Source organism: Streptomyces sp. NPDC059371, assembly GCF_042751995.1.
In the GTDB taxonomy this organism is placed as follows: Bacteria; Actinomycetota; Actinomycetes; order Streptomycetales; family Streptomycetaceae; genus Streptomyces.
This window is the reverse complement of sequence record NZ_JBHYXD010000036.1, coordinates 44,370-66,202: the sequence shown is the minus strand read 5'-3', so window position 1 is coordinate 66,202 and position 21,833 is coordinate 44,370. Positions and strand designations below refer to the sequence as shown.

The window sequence follows — 21,833 nt, the reverse complement described above, 5'->3', positions numbered from 1 at the left end:
CTCATCCGACGTAGTGCGTGGCTTTGCCCGGGTGGTCATCACCACCCGGGCATCGCTGTGTTCGGGGGCGGGGCCTCGTGCGGTGTCCGTCGTCATGCGGAGGGCGTTGAGCGTACGGAAAGTACGTAGCGAACGTATGTGCTTTGTCGCCATAAAAGTGGGTGCTGATGGCGGAATCCTCACTATCGTCGTTACGGAGCGGGGGGTGGCGGGATGGCGCAGCGATGGGACGCGGAACGTCGGCAGTGGGTCGACGACGGTACGGGTCCGACGAACGGTGGGGTTCAGGACGGCGTGGACGCCGGCGGGGTGCCGCCGGCCGGGGATCAGCAGTGGTGGGCGGCGGCGACTCAGGCGGGTCCGCTGAGGCCCGAGGTCTATCCGCCCGCGGGCTCCGCGCCGCCGCAGCCACCCCAGCCGCCGCAACAGCAGCAGCAATGGGCCCACTCCCAGCAGCAGGCCCAGGCGGCCTGGTCGCACCAGCAGTCACAGCCGCAGACCTGGCCGGGTGGCGTCGTGCCGCCTCCGGGTGGTGGACGGCCGGGCGGCTCCGGTGACGCGCGGCGGCTCCTTCTGGTCATCGTGGCCGTGGCCGTCCTGGCGGGCGGTGTGGGCGGCGGACTGTGGGCGGTGACCCGGGGTGACTCGGCAAAGCATCCGGAGGCGCACTCCTCCGGTCCCTCGGTCAGCGTCACGCCGTCTCAGCCCGGCGCGGCCCCGGGCACCTCGAACAGCTCGGGCGGGGAGGGCACGTACACCGCCCCGGCCGTGACCACCGCCCCTGCGCCGGCTCCCGGTTACAGCCGTTCCGTCGATCCGCTCGGCTACACCGTGGACGTGCCGAACGGCTGGGCGCGCGAGGAGGCGCAGGGCAAGCTGGCGCCCGTCGTCACCTACACGGCACCCGGCGGCAATCGCAGGCTCATGGTGTTCCAGGTCAAAGAGGTCTCCGTGACGGAGTCCTCGGCGCAGGCCCAGTCCATCGCGGAGGGGTTCCGGGGCTACCAGTACCTGGACCGGCAGACCGGCACCGACTGGACGCAGTTCAGTTACCGCTACGACAGCAAGCAGTACGGGCCGACCCAGACCGTCGATCATCGTTTCCAGGCCGCCGACGGCACGCCGTACGCCATCATCGTGTACTCGCCGCCGGGCACGGACATGACCGAGCAGCTCACGACGGCCGTGAACTCCTTCTGCCCCACCGGGTTCAACTGCGCGAACGGCACCTGAGGTCGTAACCGCCCCTACCGCGGGGGCGGTTGCCGCGTGCCAGCGGCGCGGAGTCGCTTCTCGAACCAGTGCGCCGCGTACACGTTGTCGTCGTAGCGCGGGATCTCGATGTATCCGCACGCCCGGTACATCTCCTGGGCCTCGACGAGCGCGGCGTGCGTGTCGAGTCGTACGACGGTGAACCCGCGCTCCGCGGCCCGCTGTTCGAGCCCGTCGAGGAGGCGGCGTCCGAGTCCGAGCCGACGGGCCCCGGGGTCCACCCACACATGGCGGATCTCGCCCTCCCGGGGACCGAGACGGCGCAGCGCGCCGCAGCCCACGGGGCGGCCCTCCTCGTAAGCCACGATGAAGGCGCCCGCGTTGCCCGACACCTCGTGGGGGCGGACGAGGGTGGCGGGGTCGAAGCCCTCGGGGAATCGTGCGTCGATGTCGGCCGCGTACGCGTCGAGGCAGGCGCGGGCGTCGGGGAAGGCGCCGTCGACCGTCTCGACGGTGATCGCGGCGAGCCGGAGCAGCCGGTGCGCCGTGTCCAGGGCTTTGGCCAGTTCCGCCCGCCGCCGGGCGTCGAGACCGCTGAGCAGTCCCGCGGCCAGCGCGTCGGCCAGCCGGTTCTGCTCCTTGATCTCGGCCTGTCCGGCGGCCGTGAGGTCGGCGACCCGCAGTCTGCTGTCCCTTGGATGGACGCTCACCCGGACGAGGTCCTGCCTCTCCAGGGCCCGCACCATCCGGCTCAAGTACCCGGCGTCCAGGCCCAGTCGGGCCCGCAGTTCGCGCAGGGAGGCTCCCGACGGACCGATCTCGAACAGCAGCCGGGCCTCGCCGAGCGGGCGGTCCTGGCCGAGGTAGTGGTCGTCGAGGGCTCCGATGCGCCGCGTGAAGTAGCGGTTGAACCGCCGCAGCGCCGTCACCTGCTCCGCCCGCACGGGGACCGTCGGCGCTTCGTCCGCCCGCACGAGGACCTTCCGTTCTTCGTTCGTCGGCACTGGCTCCACCGTCCTTCGGCTCTCGGTTCGGCTCCGTCGGAATCGCGCCCCTTTTTCTTTGACTTTAGTCAAAGGGATAGAGGCTGTCCATCGCTGCCCGTCGACTGATTTGTCGCTTTTCGTTTGGTTTTTCAGTGACCCGGCGCACTTCCGGTACCCGATCGCGCATGTGGCCGGGGCCGAGGGGCAGGTGCTCACAGCTCACGGGGGCGACACCCGCGTGACGCAGGGGGATCGAACAGGAACGGAAGGCAACACCGACCATGGCAGGACAGCAGGCAGGGCAGCAGGCAGGACAGCAGGCAGAACAGACCATCCACGTGGGCGGCGAGTGGCGCGCGGCGCTCTCCGGCGCGACGCGCGAGATCCTCGACCCCGCCGATGCCGAGCCGTTCGCCGTGGTCGCGGAAGGCGACGAGAAGGACGCGGACCTCGCGGTCGCCGCCGCGCGTAGCGCCTTCGACGAGGGGCCCTGGCCGCACACCCCCGTCACCGAGCGCGCGGCGCTGCTGCGCCGCGTCGCCGACCTCCTCGTCCGTGACCGCGAGGAACTCGGCCTGCTCGAAAGCCGGGACGCGGGCAAGACGGTGGAGGAAGGGCGCATCGACATCGACTGTGTCGCCGACGCCTTCCGCTACTTCGCCGACCTCGTGGTGGGGGAGGGCGGCGGGCGTGTGGTGGACGCCGGCTCGGCCGACGTCCACAGTGTCGTCGTGCACGAGCCCGTGGGCGTGTGCGCGCTGATCGCGCCCTGGAACTATCCGTTGCTGCAGGCCAGTTGGAAGATCGCCCCGGCTCTCGCCGCCGGCAACACCTTCGTGGTCAAGCCGAGCGAGATCACCCCGCTGACGACCGTCGCCCTGCTCCGGCTGCTGGCCGAGGCCGGCCTCCCCGACGGTGTCGCGGGACTCGTCACCGGCCCCGGACACACCGTCGGCGCCCGCCTCGCCGAACACCCCGACGTCGACCTCGTCTCCTTCACCGGCGGCCTGGTCAGCGGCACGAAGGTGGCGCGCGCCGCCGCCGACACCGTCAAGAAGGTTGCCCTCGAACTCGGCGGCAAGAACCCCAACGTCGTCTTCGCCGACGCCTGTGCCACCGAGGAGGGCTTCGACACCGCCGTCGATCAGGCCCTCAACGCCGCCTTCATCCACAGTGGCCAGGTGTGCTCGGCCGGCTCCCGGCTCATCGTCGAGGAGTCGCTGCGCGAGCGCTTCGTCGCCGAACTCGCCCGCAGGGCCGGTGCGATCCGGCTCGGGCGCGGCACCGAGGACGGTGTCGAGTGCGGCCCGCTCGTCTCCGCGCAGCAGCGCGAGAAGACCGAGGCGTATGTCGCCTCCGCGCTGGCCGAGGGCGCCGTGCTGCGGTCCGGGGGCAAGCGGCCCGAGCCGTCCGAAGTCCGGCCCGTCGGCGGCTTCTTCTACGAGCCGACCGTGCTCGACCAGTGCCACCGCGGGATGCGGGTCGTCCGCGAGGAGGTCTTCGGGCCCGTCCTGACCGTGGAGACGTTCACCACCGAGGACGAGGCCGTCGCGCTCGCCAACGACACCGAGTACGGCCTCGCGGGCGCCGTCTGGACCGCCGACGCCGGCCGCGCCCGCCGTGTCGCGGGGCGGCTGCGCCACGGCACCGTCTGGATCAACGACTTCCACCCCTACCTCCCGCAGGCGGAGTGGGGCGGCTTCGGCAAGAGCGGCGTCGGGCGCGAACTCGGCCCGGCCGGGCTCGCCGAGTACCGCGAGACCAAGCACGTCTACCAGAACCTCGCGCCGACGCCCGTCCGTTGGTTCGCCGGCTGACTCGGGCTGACTCCGGCTGCCGGTAGCCGGCTGACTTCGGCTGCCAGCAGCAGGCAGCAGGCAGCAGGCAGCAGGCAGCAGGCAGCAGGTAGCCAGCAGGCAGCAGGCAGCCAGCAGGCAGCCAGCAGGCATCAGCCCGTCGGTTGCCCGGTTGCCCGGTTGCCCGGTTCGCCGGTCCGTCGGCACGTCGGTTCGCGCGCCGGCTCCGGCGTCCCCCCACCTTTCACAGCACTTGGGAGCACCCCTTCATGTCCCAGCACGAGAACACGTACGACTACGTCGTCATCGGCGGCGGCACAGCGGGCTCCGTGATCGCGTCCCGCCTCACCGAGAACCCGGATGTCAGCGTCGCCGTCATCGAGGGCGGCCCCAGCGACGTAGGACGTGACGACGTCCTCACCCTGCGCCGCTGGATGGGCCTGCTCGGCGGGGAGCTCGACTACGACTACCCGACCACCGAACAGCCGCGCGGCAACTCGCACATCCGGCACAGCCGCGCCCGCGTGCTCGGCGGGTGTTCGTCGCACAACACGCTGATCGCGTTCAAGCCGCTGCCGTCCGACTGGGACGAGTGGGAGGCGGCCGGTGCCAAGGGCTGGGGCGCGGCGCCGATGGAGGCGTACTACACGCGGCTTCTGAACAACATCGTCCCGGTCGACGCGAAGGACCGGAACGCCATCGCGCGGGACTTCGTGGACGCCGCCCGCTCCGCCCTCGGCGTGCCGCTGGTCGAGGGCTTCAACCGGCAGCCGTTCACCGAGGGCGCCGGCTTCTTCGACCTCGCCTACCACCCGGAGGACAACAAGCGGTCGAGCGCCTCGGTGGCGTACCTGCACCCCGTGATGGACGAGCGGCCCAACCTGACGCTCCTGCTGGAGACATGGGCGTACAAGCTGGAACTGGACGGAAAGCGGGTCACGGGCGTGCACGTCCGCACGAAGGACGACGAGGACGTCCTCGTCCGCGCGCGCCACGAGATCCTGCTGTGCGCGGGCGCCGTCGACTCGCCGCGGCTGCTGCTGCACTCCGGCATCGGGCCCGCCGGTGACCTGGAGGAGCTGGACATCCCCGTCGTGCACGATCTGCCGGGCGTCGGCGAGAACCTGCTCGACCACCCCGAGTCGGTGATCGTCTGGGAGACGAACGGGCCGATCCCGGAGAACTCGGCGATGGACTCCGACGCGGGCCTGTTCGTGCGCCGCGACCCCGAACAGCCGGGTCCCGACCTGATGTTCCACTTCTACCAGATCCCCTTCACGGACAACCCGGAGCGCATCGGCTACGAACGCCCGGCGCACGGCGTCTCGATGACCCCCAACATCCCCAAGCCACGCAGCCGCGGCCGTCTTTACCTCACCAGCGCCGACCCGACCGTCAAACCCGCCCTGGACTTCCGGTACTTCACGGACGAGGACGACTACGACGGCCGCACCCTCGTCGACGGCATCAGGATCGCCCGTGAGATCGCCGCGGCCGAGCCGCTCGCCGGCTGGCTCAAGCGCGAGGTGTGCCCCGGACCCGACGTCACCGGCGACGAGGAACTGAGCGCGTACGCGCGCCAGGTCGCGCACACCGTGTACCACCCGGCGGGCACCTGCCGGATGGGTGGCCTCTTGGACGAACTCGCCGTGGTGGACCCCGAACTGCGCGTCCGTGGCCTCGACGGCATCCGCGTCGCCGACGCCTCCGTGTTCCCGGCCATGCCCGCCGTGAACCCCATGGTCGGGGTGCTCATGGTCGGCGAGAAGGCCGCCGACCTCATCGGAGGTGACGCGCGATGAACACGTCCACCGGTACCCCGAGCGCGATGAACACGCCTGTCGGCGCCCCGGGCGCGACCGACACGGCCGGCCCCGTCTTCTCCGTACGCGGCCTGTGGAAGGTGTTCGGCCCGAAGGCCGACCGCGTCCCCCACGACCCCGAACTCGCTTCCCTCGACGCCGCCGAGCTGGCTGCCGCCACCGGCTGCACCGCCGCCGTCCGGGACGTCGGCTTCGATGTGCGCAAGGGGGAGGTCTTCGTCGTCATGGGCCTGTCCGGTTCGGGCAAGTCCACCCTGGTGCGCTGTCTCACCCGGTTGATCGAACCCACCTCGGGCAGCCTCGCGATGGACGGCGAGGACGTCCTCGCCATGGACAAGGGCCGGCTGCGCGAACTGCGCCGCCACCGCGCCGCCATGGTCTTCCAGCACTTCGGCCTGCTGCCGCACCGCACGGTCCTCGACAACGTCGCCTACGGCCTGGAGATCCAGGGCGTCCCGCGCGAGGAACGCCGGGCGAGGGCTGCCGAGGTCGTCGCCAAGGTCGGTCTGGAGGGCCTGGAACAGCGCAAGCCGGGCGAGTTGTCCGGCGGTCAGCAGCAGCGCGTCGGGCTGGCCCGCGCGCTCGCCGTCGACCCCGAGGTCCTGCTCTTCGACGAGCCGTTCAGCGCGCTCGACCCGATGATCCGGCGCGACATGCAGGAGGAGGTCGTCCGGCTGCACCGCGAGGAGGGCCGCACGATGGTCTTCATCACCCACGACCTGACCGAGGCACTGCGCCTCGGCGACCGCATCGCCCTGATGCGCGACGGCCGGATCGTCCAGCTCGGCACCCCCGAGGAGATCGTCGGCTCCCCGGCCGACGCCTACGTCCGCGAGTTCGTCCGCGACGTGCCCCGCGAGCAGGTCATGACGGTCCGCACGGCCATGCGGGCCGGGGACTGCGGCGGCCCGGACCATCCCGGCGCGCTCGCCCCCGACACGGTGGTCGCCGACGCGATCAAGACCGTCGCCCGTACCGGCCGCGCCGCCTGCGTCGTCCACGACGGCCGCTGCCTCGGCGTCGTCGACCACGAGCGGCTGATCGCCGTCGTCGCCGGAGCGGACCTGGGTACGGGAGCGGACCTGGGTACGGGATCGGACCGGAGCGCCGGATCGGACCCACGTGCCGGGGCAGGCCCGCGGAAGGAGGCGGTGTGATGGCCGCAGTCACCGCGTCCGCTCCCCGTACCGTCCTGCCCGCCCGCCTGCGGCACCCCGCCGTCGGCAAACTCGTGCTGCTCGCCGTCCTCGCGGCGGTGTTCGTTCCCCTCGCCGTCGCCCGCTGGTCCGGCGGCAGTTGGCCGCACGCCCTGACCGTCGACCTGACCGGACCGCTCGGCAGAGCCGGCGACTGGATCATCGACAACCGGGACAGCCACCCGCTGTTCCTGTACTTCTTCGGCTACGTCAGCAACGCCGTCGTCCTGTCCGTACGCGCCGTCTATCTGCTGCTCCTCGCGGCCGGCTGGGCCGGAGTGACCGGCCTGGCCGCCCTCGTGGCCTGGCGGGCCGCCGGAGTGCGGCAGGCCGTCGGCACCGGCGCCGCGTTCCTCGTCTGCGGACTGCTCGGCATGTGGGTGCCCACCATGCAGACGCTGGCGGTCATGGTGGTCGCCGTGTTCGCCTCGGTCGTCCTGGGCATGCTGCTCGGCCTCGCCGCCGGGCTCTCCGACCGCACCCACCGCGCGCTGCGCCCCGTCCTCGACACCATGCAGGTGCTTCCGGCGTTCGCGTATCTGCTGCCCGTCGTGCTGGTCTTCGGGATCGGTGTGCCCGCGGCCGTGCTCGCCACCGTCGTCTACGCAGCCCCGCCCATGGCCCGCCTCACCGCGCTCGGCCTGCGCGACGCGGACGAGGGCGTCATGGAGGCCGTCGCCTCGCTCGGCGCCACGGCCCGCCAGCGCCTGTTCACCGCCCGCCTTCCGCTGGCCCGCAAGGAACTCCTCCTCGGCCTCAACCAGACGATCATGATGGCGCTGTCCATGGCCGTCATCGCCTCCGTGATCGGTGCCGGCGGTCTCGGTGACCGCGTCTACCAGGCCCTCGCCTCCGTGGACGTGGGTGCCGCGCTCTCCGCCGGCATCCCGATCGTGCTCCTCGCGGTCGTCCTCGACCGGGTCACGGCCGCGGTGGGCGAGCGGCTCGGAGCACCCCGCGAGAACACTCCCCGGCTGTACGTGGCGCTCGCCGCCTCGGCCGTCCTCGCCGTCCTGCTCGCCGGCCGCCTCACGGGCCGGGCGGAATGGCCCGGCGCGTGGGCCGTGAACCTCGCCGAGCCGGTGAACAGCGCCGTCGACTGGATGACAGGCCACCTCTACTCCGGCGTCCCGTACATCGGCGGCACCGCCGACTGGGCGGGCCACTTCACCACCTGGGTCCTCGACCCGCTCCGGGACGGACTCCAGTGGCTGCCCTGGTGGGCCGTGCTGCTGACCGTCGCCGCCCTGGCCTGGCTCATCGGCACCTGGCGCACCGCCCTGACCGCCGTCCTCGCCATGGCCGCGATCGGCGTCCTGGGCGAATGGAAGCCGGCGCTGGACACGCTCTCCCAGGTGCTGGCCGCGGTCGCCGTCACCCTCGTGATCGGCTTCGCCACCGGGATCGCGGCCGCCCGCAGCGAACGGTTCGAGCGCCTGCTCCGGCCCGTCCTCGACGTCTTCCAGACCATGCCGCAGTTCGTCTACCTCATCCCCGTGGTCGCGCTGTTCGGCGTCGGCCGCGCCCCCGCCGTCGCCGCCGCGGTCGTCTACGCGCTGCCCGCCGTGGTCCGCATCACCACGCAGGGGCTGCGCGCCGTCGACCCGGCCGCACTGGAGTCGGCCCGCTCCCTCGGTGCCACCGCGGGGCAGCAACTGCGCCAGGTCCAGCTTCCGTTGGCACGGTCCGCGCTGCTGCTCGCCGTCAACCAGGGTGTCGTCCTGGTCCTCGCCGTGGTCATCATCGGCGGTCTGGTCGGCGGCGGCGCGCTCGGCTACGACGTCGTGTTCGGCCTCGCTCAGGGCGACCTGGCCACCGGCCTGGTCGCGGGCGCCGCGATCGTCTGCCTCGGACTGATGCTCGACCGGGTGACCCAGCCGACCGGGCGCCGCGCGAAGAAGGGAGCCTGACATGCGTGTTCGTACGACATCCGCGGTGGCCGGGGCCTCGGCCCTGCTGCTGCTCACCGGCTGTGGCGCCGCCGACATGACCAAGCAGGCCTCGCCCTTCGCGGGCGCCCGGGGCGCGAAGACGGTGACCCTGTCCGTGCAGTCGTGGGTCGGCGCCCAGTCCAACGTGGCCGTGGCGCAGTACCTCCTCGAACACGAGCTGGGCTATCGCGTCGACACCGTCCAGGTCGACGAGGTGCCCGCCTGGGACGCGCTCAGCCAGGGCCGCGTCGACGCGATCCTGGAGGACTGGGGCCACCCCGACCAGGAGAAGCGGTACGTCGAGGACAAGAAGACGATCACGTCCGGCGGGAACCTGGGCGTGACCGGGCACATCGGCTGGTACGTCCCGACGTACTTCGCGAAACAGCACCCGGACGTCACGGACTGGAAGAACCTCGACAAGTACGCCGGCCGGCTGCGCACCCCCGAGAGCGGGGGCAAGGGCCAGCTCCTCGACGGCTCACCGTCGTACGTCACCAACGACAAGGCGCTGGTGACCAACCTGAAGCTGAACTACCAGGTGGTGTTCGCCGGTTCGGAGGCCGCGCAGATCACGCAGATGAAGCAGTTCGCGAAGGAGGGGAAGCCCTTCCTCACGTACTGGTACTCCCCGCAGTGGCTGTTCGAGAAGGTCCCCATGACCGAGGTGAAGCTGCCCGCCTACAAGGAGGGCTGCGACGCCGACGCGGCGAAGGTCGCCTGCGCCTACCCGTACACCCCGCTGAAGAAGTACCTGAACGCCGACTTCGCGAAGACCGGCGGGAAGGCGGCCGCCTTCCTGAAGAAGTTCAGGTGGACCACCGCCGACCAGAACGAGGTCTCCCTGATGATCGCCGACGACAAGCTGACGCCCCAGGAGGCGGCGAGGAAATGGGCGGACCGTCATCGGTCCACCTGGAAGGCGTGGCTGCCGGCGTGACCGGGTCAGCCGGTCGACTGAGCCACCGCGCGACCGGGTGAGCCACCGCGCGACCGGGTGAGGCCCCGTGCGGTCGGGTGAGGCCCCGTGCGGCCGGGCGGGGGCCCGCACGACCGGCGGGGTTCACCCGACCGGCGGGGGTCCTGCGTCGCCGGTCCCGGGCCGTCCGATGTGGCCCGAGACCGGCCCCCGCGACACCGTCCAGGTGGTCGGCGGCGCGGCGGGGCGGAGGCGGGGCAAGTCGACGGGCCGTCCTGACCCGGACCACCCCCGACGCCACCGCCTAGCGCAGCTTCGCCGCGATGCCGGCCAGCGCCTCCGTCGCCCGGCGTTGCAGGCCGGGGCCGAACGTGACGCGTGTGGCGCCCAGTTCACCCAGTTCGGCGGGGGACGCCCCGTCGAGCCGGGCGAACACGTTCAGGGGCCCCTGGATACCGGACCGCAGCAGCGGCAGCACCTGCGTCGGGGCGCCGATCGGGTACACGCAGTCCGCCCCCGCCGCGACATACAGCGCGGCCCGCTCGACGACCCGCCCGGGATCGCCGTCGCCGTACGCGAAGACGTCGACCCGGGCGTTCACGAAGAGCCGGCCGGCCGCCGCCCCGCGGACCTCGGCCAGCCAGTCGGCGTGCCGGGCCGCGTCCTTGAGGACCCCGCCCTCGGAGTCCTCGACGTTGCAGCCCACGGCCCCCGCATCCAGCAGCCGCTCCACCAGCTCCCGTGGCGCCAGCCCGTAGCCGCCCTCGACGTCCGCCGACACCGGCACGTCGACCGCCCGGACGATCCGGGCGACGGCGGCGAACATCTCCGCGGCGGGCGTCTCCCCGTCCGCGTACCCCAGCGAGGCGGCCACCCCGGCGCTGGGCGTGGCGAGCGCGGGGAACCCCTCGTCCGCGAACACCCGGGCGCTCGCCGCGTCCCAGGGCCCGGGCAGCACCAGCGGATCGCCCGGCACGCGTCCGTGGTGCAGCGCCCGGAACCGCTCGGCCCCGCCCGGTGCCGCGTGCTCCCCGCCCACGGCCGGCCGGGTCGTCACTTGTGCCCGCCCGGCCGGTAGTGGCCGGGCACCATGCGGCAGGTCACGGCGAACCGGTTCCAGGCGTTGATCATCGTGATCGAGGCGATGAGCTGGACCAGGTCGGCGTCCTCGAACTGCCGGGCCGCGCGCTCGTACACCTCGTCCGGCACGAAGCCGTCCGTGATCACCGTGACGGCCTCGGTCAGCTCGATCGCCGCGATCTCCTTCTCCGTGTAGAAGTGCCGCGACTCCTGCCAAGCGCCGAGCTGCACGATCCGCTCGACGCTCTCGCCCGCCGCGAGCGCGTCCTTGGTGTGCATGTCCAGGCAGAACGCGCAGTGGTTGAGCTGCGAGGCACGGATCTTCACCAGTTCGAGGAGCGTGGGATCCACCCCGCGCCGGGCCGCCGCGTCGAGCCTGACCATCGCCTTGTAGACGTCGGGGGCGAGCTCGGCCCAGGGCAGCCGGGGCGGGTGCTCGGGCGCGTACCGCGCGGGGCCGGCGGCGGGCGGGGCGGACGCCGGGGAGGGAGAGCCGGCGGGGGTCGCGGGGGTCGTGGTGGGCTGCGTGGTCGTGTCCTGCGTCGTCATACGATCGACCCTACGAGGGGAATAGCCCAGGAGTATGGTCCATTCCCATGGGGAAAACATGGGCCACTCTGGGAGTCGACCTCCATGTCGAACCGACCGGGTCCGGCATCCGCAAGGGGCTGACGGAGGCGCTGCGCGAGGCCGTCCGCGGCGGCCGGCTGGCCCCCGGGACCCGGCTCCCGTCCTCCCGCTCCCTCGCCGCGGACCTCGGCATCGCCCGCAACACGGTCGCCGAGTCCTACGCCGACCTCGTCGCCGAGGGCTGGCTCACCGCGCGCCAGGGCTCGGGCACGCGCGTCGCCGAGCGGAGCGTCGTACGACCGGGGCCGCAGGCCGCGCCGCGCCGCCGCGAGCAGGCCCGTCCCGCCTACGACCTCGTCCCCGGCCGCCCCGACCTCGCGTCCTTCCCGCGCGCCGCCTGGCTCAAGGCGGCCCGCCGCGCCCTGGCCCGCGCCCCGCACGAGGCCCTCGGCTACGGCGATCCGCGCGGCCGCCCCGAACTGCGCACCGCCCTCGCGGGCTATCTCTCCCGCGCCCGGGGCGTGCGCGCCGACCCGGAGCGCATCGTGGTCTGCTCCGGTTTCTCGGACGGACTCACGCTGCTCGGCGTGATCCTGCGGCGGCGGGGGCTCCGTTCGATCGCCGTGGAGTCGTACGGGCTCGACGTGCACTGGAATCTCCTGCACCGGTCGGGTCTGCGTACGACCCCCCTGCCCTTCGATGAACTCGGCACCGACACACGGGACATGGCGGGAGTGCGGGCCGTACTCCTCACCCCCGCCCACCAGTTCCCGATGGGCGTACCCCTGCACCCGGACCGCCGGGCCGCCGTCGTCGCCTGGGCGCGCCGCACCGGTGGGCTCGTCCTGGACGACGACTACGACGGCGAGTTCCGCTACGACCGGCAGCCCGTCGGCGCGTTGCAGGGCCTCGACCCCGAGCACGTGGTCCATCTGGGCACCGCCAGCAAGTCCCTGGCACCCGCGCTGCGCCTCGGCTGGCTCGTGCTGCCGCCGTCGCTCGTGGACGAGGTCGTCTCCCTGAAGGGGGAGGGCGGCTGGTCCACCGGGGCGCTGGACCAGCTCACCCTGGCGGAGTTCATCACGTCCGGCGCCTACGACCGGCACGTCCGCTCCGCCCGGCTGCGCTACCGGCGCCGCCGGGACGCCCTCGTCGCGGCGCTCGCCACCCGTGCGCCCGACGTGCACGCCACCGGCATCGCGGCCGGTCTGCACGCCGTGCTCAGGCTCCCGCCCGGCACCGAGGGGTCCGTGGTCCAGGCCGCCGCCTTCCAGGGCCTGGCCGTGCACGGCCTCTCCCACCACCGCCATCCGGGCGCGCTCGTCCCGCACCAGGACGCGCTGGTCGTCGGTTACGGCACCCCGCCGGACCACGCCTGGTCGGGCGCCCTGGACGCACTGTGCCGGGCGCTTCCCTGAAGGGGCCGTGCGCTCGAACGGGTTCACCGGAGTGCACGGTGGCCACGAGGTTCACGAGGACGCCGGCGCGGACGGCTCCTTGGCCGGCGCCTCGCCGAACCGCGCCAGCGCCAGAGCCCCCGCCACCGCCACCGCGAAACCGAGAACCGCCAGCCAGGTCAGCCCCTCGCGGGTACGGTCGCCCAGCCACACCACGCCGACCAGCGCGGGCCCGATGGTCTCCCCGATGACCAGACCGGCGGTGGCCGTGGTCACCGAACCCCGTTCCAGGGCCGTGGTGAGCAGCAGGAACGCGGCGCCGCCACCGATCAGCAGCGCGTACGTCGCCGGATTGGCCAGCAGCGTCCCCGGATCGAGGTCGGCGATCAGCCGTACCGCCACCTCGACCACCCCGAACCCGAACCCCGACCCGAGGCCCAGCGCGAGCGCCCGCCCCCGGTCGGGCAGCCGTCCGCCGACGAGCGCCAGCAGCAGGACGGCCACGGACGTCCCGAGCATCGCGTACTTCAGTGCCAGGGACCCGGTCCGGTCCCCCTCCGGCCCGGAGGCCAGCCCCAGCATCGCGAGTCCGCCGCACACCACCGCCACCGCGGCCCACTCGACCCGGCTCAGCCGCACATGGAGCAGCCGCGAGGCGACCACGGCGGTGACGGCCAGGCTCGCCGCGAGGGCCGCGCCGACCGCGTAGATCGGAAGCGACCGCAGCGCGAGGATCTGCAGCACGAACCCGACCCCGTCGAGGCCCAGTCCCGCCAGATAGCGCCACTGGCGCAGCGCCCGCAGCAGCAGGACGGCCGCGCCGCCGGCGCCGCCGCCCGTCCCGCCCTCGCCCGCGGCCCGTGCGGCCATGGCCTGCAGAACCGTCGCCGTACCGAAACAGACCGAGGCGCCGAGGGCGCAGATCATTCCAAAGAGCACGAAGCGACTGTAGGGGACAGCGCGTTGCCCGGGGCCGTCGTGGACTCGCCGTGTGCGGGATCTCTAATCTGTCCTCTTCAGTCAAAAATCGAACCACAGAGAACAAACGGGGGAACGAACATGGCGGACGTACGACGTCAACTGCGCTCGGGCACGGTCGTCCTCGGCGGCATGGGACTTCTCGCGGCGACGCTCACCGCCTGCTCCTCGGACCCCGACAAGCGCTGCGTCGACCGTGACAGCTACCGCGCGGCCAAGGGCTACGAGGTCGTCGCGGACAAGTACTGCAAGTCCTCCTCGGGTTCGCACCACACGGGCTGGTACTACGGCGGCAGCAGGAAGAGCAGCTGGGTCGAGGGCGGCTCCTTCGTCAAGCCCAGCGGCTCCGGGGGCTCCGGGGGTTCCGGCGGCAGGGGCGTCCACCGCGGCGGTTTCGGCGGCGGCAAGGGCGGCTCCGGCGGCTGATCCGCGCCCGCCCGCCGGAGCGACAGCTCCGGCACCCGCCCCGCCCCACCCGCCGAGACGGAGAACCCGCACACCCCATGGAACGCCGCACCATCACCCCCCGTCCCGGCTGGCAGCAGACCGTCGAGGGGCAGGGGCTGATCTACCCGCTCACCCGTCACCCCGACGACTCCCTGCGCCCGTATTGGGACGAGAGCGCCTACTACGCCTTCTCGCTGCCCGAGGTGGAGGCGCTGGAGGAGGTCGTCGGGGAACTGCACGCCATGTGCCTGACGGCGGCCGGGCACATCGTCGAGCGGGGACGCTTCGCCGACCTCGGCATCGACGATCCCCGGGTCGCGGCCGCCGTCGCCGAGGCCTGGCACCGGCGCGCCGAACTCCCGTCGGTCTACGGCCGCTTCGACCTCCGCTACGACGGAAGAGGCCCGGCGAAGCTCCTGGAGTACAACGCCGACACACCGACCTCACTGGTGGAGGCCGCGAGCCCGCAGTGGTTCTGGATGGAGGACCGCTTCCCCGGCGCCGACCAGTGGAACTCCCTCCACGAACGCCTCGTCGCGGCCTGGAAGAAGCAGGGCGCCCTCCTGCCGCCGGGCGGCCCGCTCTACTTCGCGCACTCCGCCGAGGACGAGCTCGGCGAGGACCTGATGACGGTCGCCTACCTGAAGGAGACCGCGGAGCAGGCGGGACTCGACACGGACTGGATCTCCATGGAGGAGATCGGCTGGGACCCCCTGTCCGGCCGCTTCGTCGACAACCGGCTCGCGTTCATCCGGAGCTGCTTCAAGCTCTATCCCTGGGAGTGGCTGACCACCGACGCGTTCGCCGGCCATGTCCTGGACACCCTCGACAACGGCGGCGGCACCGGTACGACCCTGTGGATCGAGCCCGTCTGGAAGATGCTCCTCTCCAACAAGGCGCTCCTCGCCGTCCTCTGGGAGCTCTACCCGGACCATCCGAACCTGCTCCCCGCCTACCTCGACGGCCCCCGCGAGCTGGCCCGTACGAACGGCTACGTCGCCAAGCCCCTGCTCGGCCGCGAGGGCGCCGGGGTGACGATCCACGAACCCGGCGCCGCGCCCGTCGTACGCGAAGAGGCTTGCTGCTACCAGGAGCTGGCGCCGCTCCCGTCCTTCGACGGCAACCGTGTCGTCCTCGGCGCCTGGGTCGTCGAGGACGAGTCGGCGGGCCTCGGCATCCGGGAGTCCTCCGGCCTGATCACGGACGAGTACGCCCGCTTCCTGCCCCACGTGATCCTCTAGGCCCGCTCGCGGGTCTTCCAGGGCCCGGGTCCCTTCGTGGGGTCCTCCCGGGCCCGGGTCCCTACGCGCCGAGCACGGCCCGGAGCTGGGCCAGGCCCCAGTCCAGGTCCTCCTCGGTGATGACCAGCGGCGGGGCGATCCGGACGGTGACGCCGTGGGTGTCCTTGACGAGGACGCCCCGCTCCATCAGCTTCTCCGAGATCTCCCGGCCCGTGCCGTACGCGGAGGCGATGTCGACGCCCGCCCACAGACCGCGCCCGCGCACCGCCGTGACATGACCGGAGTCCTTCAACAGGCCCAGTTCACGGTGCAGCCGCTCGCCGAGCGCGGCCGCCCGCCGCTGGTACTCACCCGACCGCAGCATCGCGATCACCTCCAGCGCGACCGCGCACGCCAGCGGATTCCCGCCGAAGGTCGACCCGTGCTCCCCGGGCCGGAACACCCCGAGCACCGCCGCGCTCGACACCACCGCCGACACCGGCACGACCCCGCCGCCGAGCGCCTTCCCGAGGACGTACATGTCCGGGACCACGCCCTCGTGCTCGCACGCGAACGTACGGCCGGTCCGTCCCAGACCCGACTGGATCTCGTCCGCGACGAACAGCACGTTCCGCTCCCGCGTCAGCTCCCGCACGGCCGGCAGATATCCGGCCGGCGGCACCAGCACCCCCGCCTCGCCCTGGATCGGCTCCAGCAGCACGGCCACCGTGTTCTCCGTGACCGCCGCCCGCAGGGCCGTCAGATCCCCGTACGGCACGATCTCGAAGCCCGGTGTGTACGGGCCGAAGTCCGCCCGGGCCTCCGGGTCCGTCGAGAAGCTGATGACCGTCGTCGTACGCCCGTGGAAGTTGTTGCCCGCGACCACGATCTTCGCCATCTCGGCCGGGACGCCCTTGACCCGGTACCCCCACTTCCGGGCCGTCTTCACCGCCGTCTCCACCGCCTCCGCCCCGGTGTTCATCGGCAGCACCATCTCCATGCCGCACAGCGCGGCCAGTTCCCGGCAGAAGTCCGCGAACCGGTCGTGGTGGAACGCCCGCGACGTCAGCGTCACCCGGTCCAGTTGCGCCTTGGCCGCCTCGATCAGCCGCGGGTTGCCGTGGCCGAAATTCAGCGCCGAGTATCCGGCCAGCATGTCGAGGAAGCGGCGCCCCTCGACGTCCGTCATCCAGGCCCCGTCCGCCGTCGCCACGACGACCGGCAGCGGGTGGTAGTTGTGCGCGCTGTGCGCGTCGGCCGAGGCGATGAACGCCTCCGTCGTCTCCCTGGCATCCATGGTGGTCACGGGATCTCCGTTCTCTGGCGAGCGGCACGGGGGGAGCGGCAGGGGGAAGCGGCGCGGTCCTTCCGGCGTGCCGCACGGCGCGATCTCCCCGGGCCCGGACGCGTGGCGTCCGCGCGGGGCGGGTTTCTGGCCTATTTCCTATCGTCGCTCGCATGGTGGACCGTGGACCCCGGTGATCCGGCGCGCCCGGTAGGCTGACGAACGGGGCCGTGACTGGCGCGCTGGGATGGGACCGACCATCGGGGAGCGGCACCCGCGTTGTGGCTTTCCCGGGGCGATCCCGGACTCCGGACGGAGCGGCAGGCCGTCCCGAGGGGCCCGGAGTGTCCGGGCTGGGAGTCGCGGCAACCGAGTGCCGTGCGCCTGGGCCGAACCGTGAACGCTGAAAGCAACGTCCGGAGGCCGTCATGTCAGAGCCCCTTTCCCCCGAGTCCACCGCCTTCCGCAGCGCCCTCGAAGTGATCCGGGCCGTGGAGCCCCGCGTCGCCGACGCCATCGGCCAGGAAGTCGCCGACCAGCGCGACATGCTCAAACTGATCGCGTCCGAGAACTACGCCTCCCCGGCCACCCTCCTGGCCATGGGCAACTGGTTCAGCGACAAGTACGCCGAGGGCACCGTCGGGCGCCGCTTCTACGCCGGCTGCCGCAACGTCGACACCGTCGAGGCCCTCGCCGCCGAGCACGCCCGCGAACTGTTCGGCGCCGAGCACGCCTACGCCCAGCCGCACTCCGGCATCGACGCGAACCTCGTCGCCTTCTGGGCCGTCCTCGCCGCCCGCGTGGAGGTCCCGGCGCTCGCCAAGGCCGGCGTCCGCAACGTCAACGACCTCTCCGGGGCCGACTGGGCCGAACTGCGCCAGGCCTTCGGCAACCAGCGCATGCTCGGCATGTCCCTGGACGCCGGCGGCCACCTCACCCACGGGTTCCGCCCCAACATCAGCGGCAAGATGTTCGACCAGCGCTCGTACGGCACCGACCCCGCCACCGGTCTCATCGACTACGAGGCCCTGCGCGCGTCCGCCCGCGAGTTCAAGCCGCTCATCGTCGTCGCCGGGTACTCCGCCTACCCGCGCCTGGTGAACTTCCGCGTCATGCGGGAGATCGCCGACGAGGTCGGCGCCACCCTCATGGTCGACATGGCGCACTTCGCCGGCCTCGTCGCGGGCAAGGTCCTCACCGGCGACTTCGACCCGGTCCCGCACGCCCAGATCGTCACCACCACCACGCACAAGTCGCTCCGCGGCCCGCGCGGCGGCATGGTCCTGTGCGACGAGACCCTCGCCGAGCAGGTCGACCGCGGCTGCCCGATGGTGCTCGGCGGCCCGCTGCCCCACGTCATGGCCGCCAAGGCCGTGGCGCTCGCCGAGGCCCGCCGCCCCGAGTTCCGTGACTACGCCCAGGCCGTCGTCGACAACTCCCGTGCCCTGGCCGAGGGGCTGATGCGCCGCGGCGCCACGCTGGTCACGGGCGGCACGGACAACCACCTGAACCTCATCGACGTCGCCACCTCCTACGGACTGACCGGCCGCCAGGCCGAGTCCGCGCTGCTCGACTCGGGCATCGTCACCAACCGCAACGCCATCCCGGCCGACCCGAACGGCGCCTGGTACACCTCCGGCATCCGCATCGGCACGCCCGCGCTGACCACCCGCGGGCTCGGCGCCACCGAGATGGACGAGATCGCCGGTCTGATCGACCGCGTCCTGACGACCACGGAGGCGGGCACCACCGCCAAGGGCGCGCCCTCCAAGGCCCAGCACGTGCTGGACGCGAAGATCGCCGACGAGATCGCCCACCGCGCGAGCGACCTGCTCACCGGCTTCCCGCTCTACCCGGAGATCGACCTCGGCTGAGACACCGCACCGCACCGCACCGCGCCGGGGCCGGATCCGTCCGGCCCCGGACCGCCGGCGACGGCGCGCTCAAGGCGTCGCCGGCCGGCCGGAGGTGTCGGACACGGAAGTGTCCACACGCCCCGCGCGGGTCGGGTCTCAGACCTCGACCAGCTCCTGGCGCGGTACCGGCAGCGGCTCGGCGTTCCCCGTGTTCCCCGTGTTCCCCGTGTTCCCGGTGTTCCCGGCGTTCACCTGCCGGACCTTCGCGCGGCGGACGAACCACGTGGCGCCGGCGCCGAGGGCCAGGCCCGCCACGAGGCCGGGCAGCGCCCAGGCGGCCGGGTCCGGCTCCACCCGTACGGCGGACGCGGCGGAGCCGGAGCCGGAGCCGAACAGTCTGCCCTCGTGCGTGAGCTGGTCGAGCACCGAGAGCGGCGCCCGGTGCCAGCGGAAGTCGCCGCCCACCAGGTCGGGAGCCAGATCCGACCGCACCCACGGCGCGCCGTCCGCGGTGAGGAACACCTGGTCCTGGCGCTCGATGGCGACGTCACCCCCGGCACCCGTGACTCCCCAGATCACCGTGACCTCAGGAACGGGAAGGCGGCCGTCCGTCCACTCGGCGGGCGTCTTCTTCGGCCCCGTGTACCGGGGGGACAGCAGCCGCCACAGCAGTGCGAAATCCGGATCGCCGCTGTGCAGGGTGGTCGTCCGTCCCGTGTCACCGGCGACGGTCAGGACGATGTCCGGGCTGTCGCCCGCGGAGCGCTGCGCGGCGCGCTCCGCGCTCTGCAGGACCGCCGGTGCGGCCACCGGCCCGCTCGCCGCCGGGCCGGCCAGGGCGGACGGTGCCGCCGACACCACCACCGCGGCGGTCGCCCCCAACGCCCCCACCACCGTGACCAGTTCACGAAGCCCGCGCATGGAACCCCCAACCAGCCGGCGCAGAGCCGGCTCGCACACCGTTGTGCCAATTTCTGGGTGCGCCGACGGACCCGCCGGGAATTCCCCTCGACGGCGTCGTCCGAGCAGCGCTCCGCCCTGCCGGATCCGGCTACCTGGGCGGATCGGCATTGTTAAGCGCCCACGACGCCGAAAGCACCCCCTCCGGACGGAATGTCACCTCACCGTTGCACTTTCATGACGGTGGGTGTTCGAATCCCGCTCAGGTGAGCGAAATGGTCACCGTCTGTGCCGGTGAGCCGGAGGCTCGAAGGGCGCGGTTCCCGGTACCGCGGCGCCGGCGCACCCGGGTCCCCTCTCTTTCCGGCCAGTTCCGGAGCGGACCCCGGTACCTGAGAGAATGGTGAACATGGCCTCTGACAGTCCTCGCGTGCTCTCCGGAATCCAGCCCACGGCAGGCTCGTTCCACCTCGGCAACTACCTCGGCGCCGTTCGTCAGTGGGTGGCGCTCCAGGAGTCCCACGACGCGTTCTACATGGTCGTCGACCTGCACGCGATCACGATTCCGCAGGACCCCGCGGACCTGCGGGCCAACACCCGGCTCGCCGCGGCGCAGCTCCTCGCCGCCGGTCTCGATCCCGAGCGCTGCACGCTCTTCGTCCAGAGCCACGTCCCCGAGCACGCGCAGCTCGCCTGGGTCATGAACTGCCTCACCGGCTTCGGCGAGGCCTCCCGTATGACCCAGTTCAAGGACAAGTCCGCCAAGCAGGGCGCCGACCGCGCGAGCGTCGGCCTCTTCACGTACCCGGTCCTCCAGGTGGCGGACATCCTGCTGTACCAGGCCCACGAGGTCCCGGTCGGCGAGGACCAGCGCCAGCACATCGAGCTGACCCGCGACCTCGCGGAGCGCTTCAACGGCCGTTTCGGCGAAACGTTCAGGATTCCGAAGCCGTACATCCTCAAGGAGACGGCGAAGATCTTCGATCTCCAGGACCCGTCGATCAAGATGAGCAAGTCGGCGTCCACGCCGAAGGGGCTCATCAATCTGCTCGACGACCCGAAGGTGACCGCCAAGAAGGTCAAGAGCGCCGTCACCGACACGGACACCGTCGTCCGGTTCGACACGAGCGCCAAGCCGGGTGTCAGCAACCTGCTGACGATCTACTCGACGCTCACCGGCACCGGAATCGGTGAACTGGAGCAGAAGTACGAGGGCAAGGGCTACGGCGCGCTGAAGACGGACCTCGCCGAGGTCATGGTCGACTTCGTGACGCCGTTCCGGGAGCGCACCCAGCAGTATCTGGACGACCCGGAGACGCTCGACTCGATCCTGGCCAAGGGTGCCGAGAAGGCGCGTGCCGTCGCCGCGGAGACGCTCTCGCAGGCGTACGAGCGGGTCGGGTTCCTGCCCGCCAAGCACTGAAGGCCGAGGCCGCCGCCTCACGCGGGGCCGTGCCCCGGCCCCGCGCTGGCGGCACGGCCCCTACCACACCACCTTCGGCAGTCAGTACGAGACGAGCGCGACACTCTTACGACGGCCGATTGCGGGTCATACCGCCGTACAGTCGAGAGCGGGGCGGGCGGAGCGATCGCCCCCTCCCGCGCGCAGCACCACCGAACAGCAGCCCTGACCATCGACAACGACAGGAGACGACGTGGGGACCGTAACGATCGGCGTGTCGATCGCGGTCCCGGAGCCTCACGGCAGCCTGCTCCAGGAGCGGCGCGCGGGCTTCGGCGACCCCGCGGCTTGCTGCATTCCCACGCACGTCACCCTGCTGCCGCCGACCGAGGTCGAGGAAGCCGCGCTGCCCGCGATCGAGACGCACCTCGTCGAGGTCGCCGCCGCCGGGCGCCCGTTCCCGATGAGGCTGTCCGGCACGGGCACCTTCCGCCCGCTGTCACCGGTCGTGTTCGTCCGCGTCGCCGACGGCGCCGAGGCCTGCACCTGGCTCCAGAAGCAGGTCCGGGACGTCTCGGGCCCCGTCGCCCGCGAGCTGCAGTTCCCGTACCACCCGCACGTCACCGTGGCGCACGGCATCGACGAAGAGGCCATGGACCACGCCTTCGAGGCGCTCTCCGACTACGAGGCCGCGTGGCCCTGCACCGGATTCGCGCTCTACGAGCAGGGCGCCGACGGTGTGTGGCGCAAGCTCCGCGAGTTCGCCTTCGGCAGCGCCGTGGTGCCCCCGCAGGCCACCTCGCCCGAGCGGGACACCACACTCCCGGCGCTCTAG

General features: G+C 72.3%; 18 protein-coding genes. 12 read left to right on the top strand and 6 right to left on the bottom strand.

Annotated features, from left to right (window positions below; all coding sequences use genetic code 11):
* Nucleotides 1-213: 213 nt before the first annotated feature.
* Nucleotides 214-1,233 (top strand): hypothetical protein, encoded by a 1,020-nt coding sequence (locus tag ACFXGX_RS21425; protein WP_384793469.1) that lies wholly within the window; start codon nucleotides 214-216, stop codon nucleotides 1,231-1,233.
* A 14-nt stretch (nucleotides 1,234-1,247) separates the two neighbouring features.
* Here the strand turns inward: ACFXGX_RS21425 and ACFXGX_RS21420 are convergent, their stop codons facing one another.
* On the bottom strand, nucleotides 1,248-2,141 hold the full coding sequence (locus tag ACFXGX_RS21420; protein ID WP_384793522.1) for a GNAT family N-acetyltransferase: 894 nt from the start codon (nucleotides 2,139-2,141) through the stop codon (nucleotides 1,248-1,250).
* A 338-nt stretch (nucleotides 2,142-2,479) separates the two neighbouring features.
* On the opposite strand from ACFXGX_RS21420, the gene ACFXGX_RS21415 reads away from it, so the two are divergent.
* The 5 genes from ACFXGX_RS21415 (at nucleotide 2,480) to ACFXGX_RS21395 (ending at nucleotide 9,884) form a co-directional block, all read left to right on the top strand.
* The gene (locus tag ACFXGX_RS21415; protein WP_384793466.1) at nucleotides 2,480-4,015 is read left to right on the top strand and encodes an aldehyde dehydrogenase family protein; all 1,536 of its coding nucleotides are present in this window, start codon (nucleotides 2,480-2,482) and stop codon (nucleotides 4,013-4,015) included.
* Between the two features lie 248 nt (nucleotides 4,016-4,263).
* A complete protein-coding gene (locus ACFXGX_RS21410; RefSeq protein ID WP_384793463.1) occupies nucleotides 4,264-5,796 on the top strand; it encodes a GMC family oxidoreductase in 1,533 nt (510 codons plus the stop codon).
* A 26-nt stretch (nucleotides 5,797-5,822) separates the two neighbouring features.
* Nucleotides 5,823-6,974, top strand: coding sequence for a glycine betaine/L-proline ABC transporter ATP-binding protein (locus ACFXGX_RS21405; RefSeq protein ID WP_384793519.1), 1,152 nt, complete (start codon nucleotides 5,823-5,825; stop codon nucleotides 6,972-6,974).
* Entirely contained in the window at nucleotides 6,974-8,923 is a 1,950-nt protein-coding gene (locus ACFXGX_RS21400) for an ABC transporter permease (RefSeq protein WP_384793460.1), read from the top strand. The genes ACFXGX_RS21405 and ACFXGX_RS21400 overlap by 1 nt, the downstream gene beginning before the upstream one ends.
* A 1-nt stretch (nucleotide 8,924) precedes the next feature.
* Nucleotides 8,925-9,884, top strand: coding sequence for an ABC transporter substrate-binding protein (locus ACFXGX_RS21395; RefSeq protein ID WP_384793457.1), 960 nt, complete (start codon nucleotides 8,925-8,927; stop codon nucleotides 9,882-9,884).
* Nucleotides 9,885-10,167: 283 nt separating this feature from the next.
* On the opposite strand, the gene ACFXGX_RS21390 is transcribed toward ACFXGX_RS21395, so the two are convergent.
* Both ACFXGX_RS21390 and ACFXGX_RS21385 read right to left on the bottom strand, forming a co-directional pair.
* Entirely contained in the window at nucleotides 10,168-10,920 is a 753-nt protein-coding gene (locus ACFXGX_RS21390) for an isocitrate lyase/phosphoenolpyruvate mutase family protein (protein ID WP_384793454.1), read from the bottom strand.
* Nucleotides 10,917-11,492: a carboxymuconolactone decarboxylase family protein gene (locus ACFXGX_RS21385; RefSeq protein WP_384793451.1), complete on the bottom strand. Its 576-nt coding sequence runs from the start codon at nucleotides 11,490-11,492 to the stop codon at nucleotides 10,917-10,919. Before ACFXGX_RS21385 ends, ACFXGX_RS21390 begins: the two co-directional genes overlap by 4 nt.
* 47 nt (nucleotides 11,493-11,539) lie before the next feature.
* Between ACFXGX_RS21385 and ACFXGX_RS21380 the strand changes: the two genes are divergently transcribed.
* Nucleotides 11,540-12,931 carry a PLP-dependent aminotransferase family protein gene (locus ACFXGX_RS21380; protein ID WP_384793448.1) on the top strand — a complete coding sequence of 464 codons (1,392 nt, stop codon included), beginning with the start codon at nucleotides 11,540-11,542 and terminating at the stop codon, nucleotides 12,929-12,931.
* Between the two features lie 51 nt (nucleotides 12,932-12,982).
* Here the strand turns inward: ACFXGX_RS21380 and ACFXGX_RS21375 are convergent, their stop codons facing one another.
* On the bottom strand, nucleotides 12,983-13,837 hold the full coding sequence (locus ACFXGX_RS21375) for a hypothetical protein (protein ID WP_384793516.1): 855 nt from the start codon (nucleotides 13,835-13,837) through the stop codon (nucleotides 12,983-12,985).
* Nucleotides 13,838-13,969: 132 nt separating this feature from the next.
* On the opposite strand from ACFXGX_RS21375, the gene ACFXGX_RS21370 reads away from it, so the two are divergent.
* Both ACFXGX_RS21370 and ACFXGX_RS21365 read left to right on the top strand, forming a co-directional pair.
* Nucleotides 13,970-14,314 carry a hypothetical protein gene (locus tag ACFXGX_RS21370; RefSeq protein ID WP_384793445.1) on the top strand — a complete coding sequence of 115 codons (345 nt, stop codon included), beginning with the start codon at nucleotides 13,970-13,972 and terminating at the stop codon, nucleotides 14,312-14,314.
* Nucleotides 14,315-14,391: 77 nt separating this feature from the next.
* Complete coding sequence (locus ACFXGX_RS21365; protein WP_384793442.1) at nucleotides 14,392-15,576, top strand: glutathionylspermidine synthase family protein; 1,185 nt, start codon at nucleotides 14,392-14,394, stop codon at nucleotides 15,574-15,576.
* Nucleotides 15,577-15,637: 61 nt separating this feature from the next.
* Here ACFXGX_RS21365 and rocD read toward each other — a convergent pair whose 3' ends face one another.
* Nucleotides 15,638-16,852 carry an ornithine--oxo-acid transaminase gene (rocD, locus tag ACFXGX_RS21360; protein ID WP_384793513.1) on the bottom strand — a complete coding sequence of 405 codons (1,215 nt, stop codon included), beginning with the start codon at nucleotides 16,850-16,852 and terminating at the stop codon, nucleotides 15,638-15,640.
* 416 nt (nucleotides 16,853-17,268) lie between these two features.
* On the opposite strand from rocD, the gene ACFXGX_RS21355 reads away from it, so the two are divergent.
* The gene (locus tag ACFXGX_RS21355) at nucleotides 17,269-18,714 is read left to right on the top strand and encodes a glycine hydroxymethyltransferase (protein WP_384793439.1); all 1,446 of its coding nucleotides are present in this window, start codon (nucleotides 17,269-17,271) and stop codon (nucleotides 18,712-18,714) included.
* Nucleotides 18,715-18,852: 138 nt separating this feature from the next.
* On the opposite strand, the gene ACFXGX_RS21350 is transcribed toward ACFXGX_RS21355, so the two are convergent.
* The gene (locus ACFXGX_RS21350; protein WP_384793436.1) at nucleotides 18,853-19,617 is read right to left on the bottom strand and encodes a hypothetical protein; all 765 of its coding nucleotides are present in this window, start codon (nucleotides 19,615-19,617) and stop codon (nucleotides 18,853-18,855) included.
* A gap of 388 nt (nucleotides 19,618-20,005) precedes the next feature.
* Here ACFXGX_RS21350 and trpS point away from each other — a divergent pair, with 388 nt between their 5' ends.
* The gene (gene trpS, locus ACFXGX_RS21345) at nucleotides 20,006-21,019 is read left to right on the top strand and encodes a tryptophan--tRNA ligase (protein WP_384793433.1); all 1,014 of its coding nucleotides are present in this window, start codon (nucleotides 20,006-20,008) and stop codon (nucleotides 21,017-21,019) included.
* A 232-nt stretch (nucleotides 21,020-21,251) separates the two neighbouring features.
* On the top strand, nucleotides 21,252-21,833 hold the full coding sequence (locus ACFXGX_RS21340; protein WP_384793430.1) for a 2'-5' RNA ligase family protein: 582 nt from the start codon (nucleotides 21,252-21,254) through the stop codon (nucleotides 21,831-21,833).

What these genes read in the sequence shown, in the direction of transcription:
- ACFXGX_RS21415 (WP_384793466.1), top strand. Translation starts at nt 2,480, where the DNA reads ATGGCAGGACAGCAGGCAGGGCAGCAGGCAGGACAGCAGGCAGAACAG.
- ACFXGX_RS21380 (WP_384793448.1), top strand. Translation starts at nt 11,540, where the DNA reads ATGGGGAAAACATGGGCCACTCTGGGAGTCGACCTCCATGTCGAACCG.
- ACFXGX_RS21425 (WP_384793469.1), top strand. Translation starts at nt 214, where the DNA reads ATGGCGCAGCGATGGGACGCGGAACGTCGGCAGTGGGTCGACGACGGT.
- ACFXGX_RS21405 (WP_384793519.1), top strand. Translation starts at nt 5,823, where the DNA reads ATGAACACGCCTGTCGGCGCCCCGGGCGCGACCGACACGGCCGGCCCC.
- ACFXGX_RS21400 (WP_384793460.1), top strand. Translation starts at nt 6,974, where the DNA reads ATGGCCGCAGTCACCGCGTCCGCTCCCCGTACCGTCCTGCCCGCCCGC.
- ACFXGX_RS21355 (WP_384793439.1), top strand. Translation starts at nt 17,269, where the DNA reads ATGTCAGAGCCCCTTTCCCCCGAGTCCACCGCCTTCCGCAGCGCCCTC.
- ACFXGX_RS21370 (WP_384793445.1), top strand. Translation starts at nt 13,970, where the DNA reads ATGGCGGACGTACGACGTCAACTGCGCTCGGGCACGGTCGTCCTCGGC.
- ACFXGX_RS21365 (WP_384793442.1), top strand. Translation starts at nt 14,392, where the DNA reads ATGGAACGCCGCACCATCACCCCCCGTCCCGGCTGGCAGCAGACCGTC.
- ACFXGX_RS21410 (WP_384793463.1), top strand. Translation starts at nt 4,264, where the DNA reads ATGTCCCAGCACGAGAACACGTACGACTACGTCGTCATCGGCGGCGGC.
- rocD (WP_384793513.1), bottom strand. Translation starts at nt 16,852, where the DNA reads ATGGATGCCAGGGAGACGACGGAGGCGTTCATCGCCTCGGCCGACGCG.
- ACFXGX_RS21385 (WP_384793451.1), bottom strand. Translation starts at nt 11,492, where the DNA reads ATGACGACGCAGGACACGACCACGCAGCCCACCACGACCCCCGCGACC.
- ACFXGX_RS21350 (WP_384793436.1), bottom strand. Translation starts at nt 19,617, where the DNA reads ATGCGCGGGCTTCGTGAACTGGTCACGGTGGTGGGGGCGTTGGGGGCG.
- ACFXGX_RS21395 (WP_384793457.1), top strand. Translation starts at nt 8,925, where the DNA reads ATGCGTGTTCGTACGACATCCGCGGTGGCCGGGGCCTCGGCCCTGCTG.
- trpS (WP_384793433.1), top strand. Translation starts at nt 20,006, where the DNA reads ATGGCCTCTGACAGTCCTCGCGTGCTCTCCGGAATCCAGCCCACGGCA.
- ACFXGX_RS21375 (WP_384793516.1), bottom strand. Translation starts at nt 13,837, where the DNA reads ATGATCTGCGCCCTCGGCGCCTCGGTCTGTTTCGGTACGGCGACGGTT.